The sequence below is a fragment of the Nitrospira sp. T9 genome, assembly GCF_052156535.1.
In the GTDB taxonomy this organism is placed as follows: Bacteria; Nitrospirota; Nitrospiria; order Nitrospirales; family UBA8639; genus Nitrospira_E.
This window is the reverse complement of record NZ_JBQKUP010000032.1, coordinates 295,082-306,459: the sequence shown is the minus strand read 5'-3', so window position 1 is coordinate 306,459 and position 11,378 is coordinate 295,082. Positions and strand designations below refer to the sequence as shown.

General features: G+C 49.1%; 9 protein-coding genes. 1 reads left to right on the top strand and 8 read right to left on the bottom strand.

Going from position 1 to position 11,378, the window contains the following annotated elements:
- The first annotated feature begins 8 nt into the window (after window positions 1-8).
- Window positions 9-2,699 carry a PAS domain S-box protein gene (locus ACTRXD_RS08200; protein ID WP_442431340.1) on the top strand — a complete coding sequence of 897 codons (2,691 nt, stop codon included), beginning with the start codon at window positions 9-11 and terminating at the stop codon, window positions 2,697-2,699.
- 198 nt (window positions 2,700-2,897) lie between these two features.
- Here ACTRXD_RS08200 and ACTRXD_RS08195 read toward each other — a convergent pair whose 3' ends face one another.
- The 8 genes from ACTRXD_RS08195 to ACTRXD_RS08160 form a co-directional block, all read right to left on the bottom strand.
- On the bottom strand, window positions 2,898-3,101 hold the full coding sequence (locus ACTRXD_RS08195) for a hypothetical protein (protein WP_442431339.1): 204 nt from the start codon (window positions 3,099-3,101) through the stop codon (window positions 2,898-2,900).
- Between the two features lie 530 nt (window positions 3,102-3,631).
- Window positions 3,632-4,744 carry a tetratricopeptide repeat protein gene (locus ACTRXD_RS08190; protein WP_442431338.1) on the bottom strand — a complete coding sequence of 371 codons (1,113 nt, stop codon included), beginning with the start codon at window positions 4,742-4,744 and terminating at the stop codon, window positions 3,632-3,634.
- A 64-nt stretch (window positions 4,745-4,808) separates the two neighbouring features.
- Window positions 4,809-5,762 carry a type II secretion system F family protein gene (locus tag ACTRXD_RS08185; protein WP_442431337.1) on the bottom strand — a complete coding sequence of 318 codons (954 nt, stop codon included), beginning with the start codon at window positions 5,760-5,762 and terminating at the stop codon, window positions 4,809-4,811.
- A 9-nt stretch (window positions 5,763-5,771) separates the two neighbouring features.
- Window positions 5,772-6,749 carry a type II secretion system F family protein gene (locus tag ACTRXD_RS08180; protein WP_442431336.1) on the bottom strand — a complete coding sequence of 326 codons (978 nt, stop codon included), beginning with the start codon at window positions 6,747-6,749 and terminating at the stop codon, window positions 5,772-5,774.
- A gap of 90 nt (window positions 6,750-6,839) precedes the next feature.
- Window positions 6,840-8,165, bottom strand: coding sequence for a CpaF family protein (locus tag ACTRXD_RS08175; protein WP_442431335.1), 1,326 nt, complete (start codon window positions 8,163-8,165; stop codon window positions 6,840-6,842).
- 36 nt (window positions 8,166-8,201) lie between these two features.
- Window positions 8,202-9,455, bottom strand: a complete 1,254-nt coding sequence (locus ACTRXD_RS08170; protein WP_442431334.1) for an AAA family ATPase — start codon at window positions 9,453-9,455, stop codon at window positions 8,202-8,204.
- Between the two features lies 1 nt (window position 9,456).
- On the bottom strand, window positions 9,457-9,885 hold the full coding sequence (locus ACTRXD_RS08165) for a hypothetical protein (RefSeq protein ID WP_442431333.1): 429 nt from the start codon (window positions 9,883-9,885) through the stop codon (window positions 9,457-9,459).
- A 26-nt stretch (window positions 9,886-9,911) separates the two neighbouring features.
- The gene (locus tag ACTRXD_RS08160) at window positions 9,912-11,372 is read right to left on the bottom strand and encodes a type II and III secretion system protein family protein (protein ID WP_442431332.1); all 1,461 of its coding nucleotides are present in this window, start codon (window positions 11,370-11,372) and stop codon (window positions 9,912-9,914) included.
- Window positions 11,373-11,378 lie beyond the last annotated feature (6 nt).

Below are 11,378 nucleotides of genomic sequence, written 5' to 3'. Positions count from 1 at the left end.
ATCGCTGAGTGGATCGGCAACATTTTTTTCAAGAACTCAAACAAATGGACATCCCGGGACTAGAGACGGCATTACGTTCATCCCAAGCCTTTGTGCATACCCTGATGGACTCCATCAATATTGGCATCTGCCACGTGAATACCCAAGGCCAGATTCTTTCCCTCAACCTGGAAGGCGCTAGGATTCTTCATCGAACTGAAAGTTCATGCCTCGGGCAATCCTTTCATGCACACGCGGAATGTCTCCATATTGATCTTGTCACACAAGAAGAACATTGCCCGATCACGAGAGCGATCACCACGGGAAAATCCATATGGAGGCCTCAACTCCTGATTCGACGGCCGAGTGGGGAAACCCGTTGGGTGGAATTCCAATCCACTCCACTAACGAATCCACGCCACTCAGGTGCGCTGATTATTTTTCGTGATCTCAGCCAGGAACTCCGGCAACACGAAGCGCATCAACACCTTGCGTCGATGCCAGAAGAAAGCCCGAATCCCATCGTGGAAGTGGACGCCCAGGGACATCTGGCCTATGCCAACCCTGCCATGATCCGCCTTCTCGACACCTATGGGTTTCGGGAAGACGGTGTCCCAATGGTGCTTCCAGCCACACTGACACAGCTCGCCCTGGGATGCCTCAAAACCACAACCCCTATCAGAGGTCTCACGGTCATTGTTGAGCACCACCACTTCGATTGGACCTTTTCGCCTCTCCAGGAAAAAAGTCTCGTGCGGGGATATGGCCTGGATATCACGCATCATGTGCGGGTCAGCCAGACCATGACCGAACTCCATTCTCAATTTTCCTCGTTGGTAGACTCCGCCCATGAAGGGATCATTTCTGCCGATTTACACGGAACCATTGTCTCTTGGAATCCTGCAGCCGAGTCAATTTTCGGTTATCAGCCCGACGAGGTCCTAGGACACTCGATTGTGACCTTATTGGAAGAAGGCTATCGGGACATGTACCGAAAAGAACTGGGAGATATCAGTTATGGTCGATCTTCGACCTTTCCTCTTCAGCAGCCCTTGGAACTCACCGGCCTACGGAAAAGCGGCGAATCATTTCCCTTGGAAATTTCATCCACAAGTTGGAAAGTCGGCATGGACACCCATTACGGCTTTATCCTTCGAGATATTTCAGACCGGAAACGCCTCGAACATGCCCTCATTGCTGAAAAGGATCATCTGGTCACCACGCTTCAATCAGTCGCGGAAGGCATCGTCACAACTGATCGAGAAGGACGCATTTCTTTCTTAAACCCTTTGGCGGAGCAGATCACCGAATGGACAACCCAGGAAGCCTTGCATCGACCATTCCAGGAAATTTTCCGTCTGACCGGTGATAGCCAAAAAATTGTTGAGGAGCCGTCTTTGCAGTTTTCTTCCAGAACCCTTGTCCTCTCTGAGCTGGATGCCCCTCATCAATTACTGACCAAACATGGCCGGCAACGGAAGATTACCCTGAGAGAGGGACCAATCCGCGATCATAGCGGTCACCTCCTAGGTACGGTAATAGTCTTCCGAGATATTACCGACCAATCCCGTCACCAGGAAGAACAACAACGGATCAGCAAACTCAATTCTCTGGGGGTCTTGGCGGGAGGACTGGCTCACGATTTCAATAATATCCTGACGACGATATTGGGAAACGTGTTCGTGGCTAAATTGCGAATGGTGTCCAATGACCCTCTCACGCAAAACCTCGAGCAAGCCGAGCAGGCGTGCTTGCGCGCCAAAGAATTGACGCAACAACTCCTGACCTTTGCCAAGGGCGGAGCGCCGATAAAGACATCCATCGCGTTAGGAGATCTGCTTCGAAAAAGTACGATTTTTGCGCTATCAGGGTCATCAATCAGTTGTCATTTCGACATCCCCGACGACCTTTGGCCTCTTGATGCGGACCCCGGTCAAATTCGGCAGGTTTTTCAAAACATTACCCTCAATGCCAGACAGGCCATGCCTCACGGTGGTCACTTAAGCGTCAAAATAAAAAACGTCGGACTGCAAGATCCCTCGGCCCTTCCTTCATCGTCACTCATCCCTGGAAACTATGTGCAAGTGTCTTTTGAAGATCAGGGAAACGGGATTGAGGCCCGCCAACTGCCAAATATTTTTGATCCGTATTACACCACCAAACCGGGCGCATCCGGGTTGGGGTTAGCCACCGCCCATAGCATCATCCAGCAGCACCATGGACATATCAGCGTGACATCACAAGTCGGAGTCGGCACGACCGTTACCGTGTATATCCCATCCACATATGTCACCCCGGAAGGTGAGGCACAGCACATTTCAGCCATTCCCAGAAAATGCAGAGGACGGATCCTGGTTATGGATGACGAACACAGCATTCGCCGTATGGTTGAGGATGCCCTGACGCAGTTCGGCTATGATGTCGTCAGCGTCCCGGATGGGCAAACGGCTATTGAGCTGTTTTCCAAGGCACTGTCGGATGGAATGAAATTTGAAGTGGTCATCCTTGATCTGACCATCCCGGGCGCGATGGGTGGCGTTAAAGCCATTCAGCATCTGAGAAATTTAGACCCTCACATTAAAGCTATTGTCACTAGCGGCTATTCAGACGATCCCATTATGTCCCATTTTCAAGACCATGGATTCCAGGGAATCTTGATCAAACCCTATAAAATCTTCGACCTCGCAAAAACTCTTGAATCCATGTTTTCTCGAAACTAGCGTGAAACAATCCACTGATCTTCTCAAGACCCTCATGGTATTGAGTAGATCATCCGACTCAAGTCACATTCTAAAAGACGGATTGCCCAACCCTCATATTCAATATCAACCAGTCACAAAGAAAGAACAAAGACGAAGGCATGTATCTCAACTTAAGACTGGCAGAATCGACTTAGACGAAAGATTCCTCATTATTCCCTAACGAGAGATCACATGTTTATCGTCCTGATCCTTTGATCCGGAGAATTTACGCTGGAACGGCTTTAAACAATCAACAAACCTGCTTTTAATGTACTCTTTGAAGGATGCGTCTCCCGATATTTTTGCCTCAGTGTAGCCCCGGATATCTTTTAGGTTGAGTTCGGCCACATCCAGTGAAGCCTTATACTGTTCGTCGTTCATGGTCGAGTCTGGCAACAACCTAAACGCCACTCTACTCCCCTTGGAGTTCACAGCCACACCTAAGTTGGATGTCCTTCATGACTCCGGAAGAGAAAAAAAAAGGCATAGATGACCGGGAAATTAAGAAAAAGCAAATATCCAACCACGTGTTTTGGACACATAATCGTGTTCCACCTTCCCCCCCGATCAATCGTAAACCAGGAAAAGGCACATGCCCGGAAACCAGAAGGCTTACCCGTCAAGCCACACGCCCAAGCCTACAGAACAGGAACTATTGAAGTCATAGAGTTTCAACACGAAGAGTTGAAAGGATAGAAGGACCAGCGGATTTTTCATCCTGATAGGAGCGAACTCCACCTGGAGGTGATTCGAAGAGGATCCTCGTAAGGATCATTTCAACTAATTGTCATAAGCGGTCCATTTCTTACACAACAGATGCTCCCCCGATCACCCCAGTCAAGCATGACTCAAGCCTAGCAATCAATTCTAGGCAGAAGACACTGCCGGGACGATTCCATCAATGAGATCGGTCAAATTGCCCCGACACACACGGGGTCCCGTCGGATTAATACTTGCTGCTGAACCATAGGAAGTTTCGCCAGCATTCGATTGCTGAGCATTAAATTCTCTTTGGCTTTTTCATAAAAGGTCGGTTGGGTTTCAAGGGCTTTCTCAAAACAACGGGAAGCTCGCGCAAACTTCCCAACTTCCAAAAATGCCACACCCAAGTTATTATAGGCCTTGGCCGAATCCATTCCTCGTGCATAGGCTTCGTATGCCAGATCGAAATGCCCAAGTTTGGTGAGAGCTAATCCGAGATTGTTTGAAATTTTATCGTTGGATCCACCAACCTGAATCGCACGCTGAAAAGTTCTGACCGCCTCTTCATATTGGGTATCGAGGTAATACGCCATACCTAAATTGTTCAAAATCGAAGGATCATCTACCCTTTTTTGCAGGGCGACTTCATACAGGTGGATCGCCTCTTTATGATCATGACGCCGATCGGCCACAATACCAAGGTAATTTTCGGAGGTCCACATTTCAGCGTCATACATTAAGGCCGCCTGGAATTCCTTTTCCGCCTCCTGATCCTTCTCCATCTTCAGCAAGGCCCGACCCATCCCCTCATAGGCTGGAGCAAAATTCAAATCATAATCCAGGATTTGGTGAAATTGGTCATAGGCATTCTGAGGGGATCCTTTTTCCAAATAAATCACCGCCAACTTGTACCGTGCAGGAATCTGTTCGGGTGAAGCCTCTAACACTTTTTCATACTGAATTTTTGCCGTCTGGAAATCGCCTTGTTGTAGATGGGCATCTCCCAGTTTTTCAAACTCGTCGCTGTTCATGACCTGAGTAAGATCCACAGGCGCTTGAGATTCCGGATTGATCCCCGCCTTTTGTCGTTCCAGGATCTGCTGGTAATGTTCATCCTGGAGAGTGAACATGGATTTTTCTTTTTGGGCACACCCAACGGCACCCAAATTCATTAATATGAACACAGATACGAGGAGGCTCGCCTTCTTCATTGTGTACCTCATCTGAAAGGTTTTATTTACCGCCTGTAACGCAATCGACCCAACGGTCATATTCGCTGTTGAACTTTCCTGTTCTGGTGTTTCGTGGAATGGAACTCCCATGTTTTGTCTTCCTCTACGTTCTTGAATGTTTATCGAATCTCTTGTTCGAGGCTCTCTTGGGTGTTCACCCTCCCATAGCCGGCATTAAATTTCGCATCAGGCTGATAGCACCGGGACCAATAATCACCACCATCAATGCCGGGAAAATGAACAATATAAGAGGAATCATTAGTTTTACGGGAAGCTGTGCCCCTCGTTCTTCAGCTTTAAGCCTTCGTTTTAACCGCATGGAATCGGAGTGAACTCGAAGCGCCTGCCCAATACTCGTACCAAATCGATCCGTCTGAATCAGCAGGGCGACTAAACTACGAATATCCTCGAGATTTGTCCGGTTGACCAAATTCCGGAGTCCTTGTTCACGGCTTAAGCCGGCACGGAGCTCCAAGTTTAACAAGATAAATTCATCGCCAAGATCGGGATGGCCTTGCTTGACTTCCTGTCCCACCCGGGAAATGGCTTGATCCAGCCCTAACCCCGCTTCCACGCACACCACCATCAAATCCAATGCATCAGGAAACCCATTCACCAAGCGTTCTTTTCGTTTGGTGATGGCACTGCTCAACCACAGTTGGGGACCGTAAAATCCCACCATCATGACACCAATCAGCACAATGGGGAAAAACATGGGATCTTTTCCCTGCATGACCTCGGAACCCAAAACAAGAAAGATCAGGCCTAGCAGAATGGCCAAAAAAATCCGGGTTCCCAAAAACACCACAATCGCTCGTGGATTTCGATAGCCTGCCGTTGCCAATGAAGCACGCAAACGAGTGGAAACGGCTTGATCCTTGGGCTTATTGACCTGACCCAATCGCTCGAGAAGATTCATCCCTTGATCTTTCAAACTCGTTTTCTTGTCATTTTTTTGCGAGGAATTCTGCGAAAGGGACTGGCCCTTCGCCCGTATACTCCAGTCCTTGACCCTTTCCTGAGACTGCATATAACTCCACACACCCCAGCCGACAACGAGAACCCCCAAAAATACCAAAAGACTGATCAAGAATAATGGATCCATCATGCCATCCCTCTAGACTTTAATATCACACATATTTTTCATCACATAGGCTCCCACGAGCATTAACAGACCTGAAGCTAGAGCCATCATTCGACCAATCTCATCCTCAATCAAAATACGCATGTAAGCTTCATTCAGGAACCACAACAGAAAGCTCATAACAATGGGCATGCAGAATAAAATAATCCCCGACATCCGGCCTTCGGCCGAAAGCGCTTTGACTCGCCCCAGCAACTCAAATCGTTGCCGAATAAGTCGAGATATCGCCTCAATGATTTCTGCTAAATTTCCTCCTGTTTCTCGTTGGACGACTAAGGCTGTGACAAAGAACTTTAAATCGGTACTGATCACCCGACCATTTAAATTGTTCATCGCTTGAGGGACATCGATTCCAAACGAAATTTCCTCAACGGTCCGACTAAACTCAGGACCGATCGGATCCGGAAACTCATCACCGATCATCTTCATACCCACGGAAAAAGCATGGCCTGCCCGAAGAGCCCGAGCCATCAAATCCAATGCTTCGGGCAATTGGCGTTCAAATTCTTTAAAACGACGCTTCCGCTTCCGTTTCATCTGAAGCAATGGAAGACTCATGCCTATAAGACTGAGACCCATGGCAGCAAATATCCCATAGTCTTGAAAAGTGGCAACCAGTAACCCTGCTCCTCCAAGCACTCCGGATAAAAGGAAAAACACGGCAACAGGCATTTGACTATTGGCCTGTTGGAGCAATTTTTCCAGTCCCCCCAAGTTGGTCATAGAACCCAACAAATTTTGGATCCATGGAATGTCGCTCATTTTCCGATTTCGAAGGATTCCGGGTGCTTCTTGGGTTTTTTGAAGATCTCCCGGTCTTCCTGATCCACCACGCAAGCGCCGCTTGAGATTCTTATTGTGGGGATTCATATACTGGTGGTAGCAGTAATAGGCTCCCTCCACAAACAAAATAATGGACAGAAATATTCCAATACTAATGGCCACGGTCATGACACGCCCTCCCAACTAGATGACGAATCAACAAAACAAACCACCACAGCAAAGGCCATCGTGAAAGTGAAACAATTTAAAAAATGGTTATTACACTTCATAAATTTTCTCGGGGTCGAAGATACTTGGATCACAAGTAATTCCTAATGCTTTAAACCGCTCGACAAATTTCGGCCGCACTCCGGTTGCTCTAAATTGGCCATGCACCTTTCGCTCTTCATCCAGTCCGGTTTGTTGAAACAGGAATATTTCCTGAAGAGTAATGGTTTCGCCTTCCATACCCACAATTTCCGACAAACTGGTCATTTTCCGTGATCCATCCGACAAGCGAGTCATTTGGAGAATGACGTCGATGGCAGAACTGATATAATGGCGAAGCGCCTTCGTAGCCAGATTCAACCCGGCCATGGCCACCAAGGTCTCCACCCGCGTCAGGCAGTCGCGTGGGGTATTGGCATGAATCGTAGTCAGCGATCCATCATGCCCCGTATTCATGGCTTGAAGCATGTCGAGACATTCCCCACTTCGCACCTCACCCATCACAATTCGATCCGGTCGCATGCGCAAACAATTTTTGACTAATTCCCGCTGACTCACTTCTCCCCGCCCCTCCACGTTGGGAGGGCGGGTTTCGAGCCGGACCACATGCTCTTGACGCAATTGCAACTCCGCAGAATCCTCAATCGTTACAATGCGTTCGTCGGAGGGAATAAATCCTGACAGAATATTCAGAATGGTCGTTTTTCCGCAGCCCGTTCCTCCCGAGATCAGGATATTTAGCCTAGCTTCGACAATCCCGCGAAGGAGCTCTGCAATCTCGGGAGTAAGCGAACGTTTGTTCACCAAATCCGAAATCTGCAACTTATCCTTGGAAAACTTTCGAATTGAAATGGAAGATCCATTCAGAGCCAATGGCGGAATAATGGCATTCACGCGAGACCCGTCCAGCAAACGAGCATCCACCATGGGGGACGATTCATCAATTCGTCGCCCGACGGCCGACACAATTTTTTCGATAATTTTTCGGAGATGGGCTTCATCACGAAACTTCACATCAGTCAATTCCAGTTTTCCGGCCCGCTCCACGTAAATTTGGTCGGCCCGGTTAACCAGAATATCGTTGACGGTTTGATCCTGCACCAAGGGTTCAAGTGGACCTAAACCCATGACTTCATGCTCAATGTCGGCAATCAGACTTTCCCGCTCTTTCATACTGAGAGGGATGGATTCCTTCTCCAACATTTCCTGGACAAGCTTAGTCAGCTCAACCTTGAGCAGATCGTTATCCAACTTCGCGACCACGGCCAGGTCGAGGGTATCAATCACCTGACGATGAAGCCGTTCTTTCAATGGACCCAGGTTTAATGCCCCCAAGCCCGCTGCCGCACCCACTTCATCCCATTTTGTCTCATACATAAACCGGCTTACCTCAACAACATGAAATGAATAATATTATGCCCCTGACGGGGATGATTGGACACTCCGGCTTTTAAAGGGATTCAACCACCCGGCTAACGATCCCTTGCTTGCCGATTTGGCTGGCTGCCCCCCAAATGAACTGGCCAGATCCCGATAGGATTGAGCCACGGCCGACCGGGGAGCCACATCGATCAACGCCTTTCCACTATTCACGGCTTGACTTGCTGAAGGATAATCGTTGGGGAGTAGCCAAAAGGCTTTTTGTTTTAGAATTTCTTCCGTCTCTTTCAATACATCCTGTTCCGCCGATAAGAATCGATTCATTACTAACCGGATTTTTTCAGCAGGAAATCCGGATCCACGCAACAATTCTAAAATACGCTTCGTTCGATGAACCACGGGGACCATCAACGTGGAGGTCACCAAGATTAACGTCGCAAGCTCCAGTGCCTTTTTTGTCGTCAAATCCAATACATGTCCACAATCGAGGATGACATAGTCGAAACTGGATTGAAGCAGTCGAAGGGTCGCTTCCACACAATCCGGACTTAATCGGCCTGTGCTGAGATCGTCATATCCCGAAGGGAGCACTTGAATGCCCAATTCCGTTTTGGTCAGGACACGAATGAGAAAGGCCTGGTCTAGTCGGGACAAATCGGTCGAAATATCCCGGAAGCTATGGTTCGGTTGAAGATCGAGATATAAGGGAAGATCTCCCCCATGCTGATTGACATCCACCAGTGCGACGGACGGGTTGTTCGGCCCTTTTTTGATAGCGGCGGCCAAATTGACCGCGATACTGGTCGTTCCCACTCCACCTTTTCCCCCAAAAAATGCCAGGACCTTTCCCGCCGCGCGTTGTCCGTCACCCTGACGAACCGGAACCGTGGCTCGCTCCAAAAATCGCGTAATCGCATCGCTCACTTCTTGCTTTTGGAGCGGCTGGGCCAAAAACTCTTTGGCGCCGGCCCGCATGGCTTCCAATAAAATATTTGACTCCAACCGTGCAGCGGTAAGGAATATCTCCATCCCTTTATTCAATTTCAACATCTCTCGAATCAGGGAGAACGTGTCTTCAGGCTTCTCTTCTAGTTCCATAATCGTGAGTGCAGGAACTCCGGGATCCTGACCGTCTTTGAGCCGAACACCGTCAATCTCCCGAATGAAGCTCTCCAGTGTTGACTTACAGTCAGTTGACCGAATGGAAAGCTCAATGACCGGCATATCGGATGAGGCACCTGAGGAATCTGCGCCTACACGTTTTGGCTTCCAAGTTTTATCCTTCATGTTAATATCCCTCCGAAGCGACCCCAATGGACGCATTGCCGCCTGATGAACCACCACTTGATGAACCACCGCCGGAGCCACCCTTCAGCTTGAACGGGGAATACGGCGGACTTTGAAACATCAACTGATACCGGGCCAGACTCTGTTGCAGAGCCTGTGAATCGGCCTCTCCGGCTATGGGGCCGAGATTGTTGGCGGCTGCGGGATTCGCGATTTGATTCTCGAGTGCCTGTCGATAGGACAGACCATACTCCTCACTCAGATGGACGGGTTGAGGTGCCCATGGCAAGAAGACCTGATCACTTTTCCCCATCGCTTGAGGACGCCGACCATTCTCCTCCGTCATGACTGGCCACACTCCACAACCACCCATCCCCACCAGAATCAGGCCGACCAAACCGGCCATTGTCACAATTGATTGGCGTTGCATGCTATGCTCCTTTTTCATCAAATTTCCTATGGGGCCAGATGCCCGAACATCCCTTCCATCCCACCTTTACGGTACGGCATTCTTCCTGCCACCCTCGGTGACCTAAGCGTGTAGGCTTCCCTTGGCCTGGCGACATTTGACTCAGGAAACGCCCCTTCCATATAGCCCATGAGCATCAACTCAAAATCATTGGGTTCCAAATAATGATCTGTGGGCAGGGTCTGCTTCACCATATCCAGAGGTTTCACCAAATGAGGGGTCACAATCACAATCAGTTCGGTCTCATTTTTTTGGAATGCAGTGCTCCGGAATAACGCTCCCAAAATCGGAACATCCCCGAGGAACGGGTATTTTGATACCGTTTCCTTGATATTTTCCTGGAGAAGCCCCGCAATGGCAAAACTTTGTCCATCACCCAATTCCACCACGGTCTTTACCCGTCGGGTCGTCAGAGCGGGTATTTGAAATCCTTGAATGACAATGCCGTTGGCAAAATCTAATTCGGATACTTCCGGGTTCACAATCACAGAGATGCGGCCCTCCGAAAGCACCGTCGGAGTGAATTTCAATCCGACACCGTATTCTTTAAATTTCACCGTCACCTGACCGAGTTGCTGCGGAATTGGAATCGGATATTCTCCCCCAACCAGAAATTCCGCGGCTTGCCCGCTCTCGGCAATCAAGGTCGGTTCGGCTAAGGTTTTCGAGAGAGAATGTTCCTTCAGCAGGTCTAAGAAGAGGGTCCATAAATCATCACCAATCCCGAATCCTAAAATCAGATTCGAGGCCAGCGTTCTCACGCTCGGAAACTCCAGAGTCGTCGTTTGTGAGGATTGGGCATGCGCAAACGGTTCGAAGGCATCAACCGTTGACAAATCATTAATGAGTCCGATGGAAAAATCACGATGATTTTTTTGAGCCCGTTTAAAATTCACCCCGAGACGCTTCATCAGCCCACGCTGCATTTCAGCGACTTTCACTTCCATCATCACTTGTTGCACGCCACCCACCTGAATCAGGTTAATAATTTTATCCGGAGCATAGGGCTCGGCCAGAGTGAGGGCTTTCGCCAAGGACTCCATATTGGTCACATTGCCCGCCAGAGTAATGTGCTCGTGACTATTCATCACTTCAATGCCAGATTCTTCCGGCATCATCGTATGAAGCTGCTCCTTCAAGCGAGTAACATCGGGAGAGACCCGAACCTGGAAAACATTGGATACCTGCCCATCTTGCCCCCATAGAGTCAAGGTGGTCGTCCCAACCTCAAGCCCGGTCAAATAAATTTGCTTGGTGGAGAGCACAATTTGGTCCGCCACTTTAGGATTAGCGACCGACGCGCGTTTAAACGCCGTCTCCCGTTCCACAATTTTTGATTCTCCGACCGTTAATCGGAGGCTTTGAGGCTCATTGAGGTGGACCGCCTGGGTTGTGAGACCTTCTCCAAAGGCTCCTGTGTAGCCCACAAGGACCATGCTCAGAGCCATCAACAT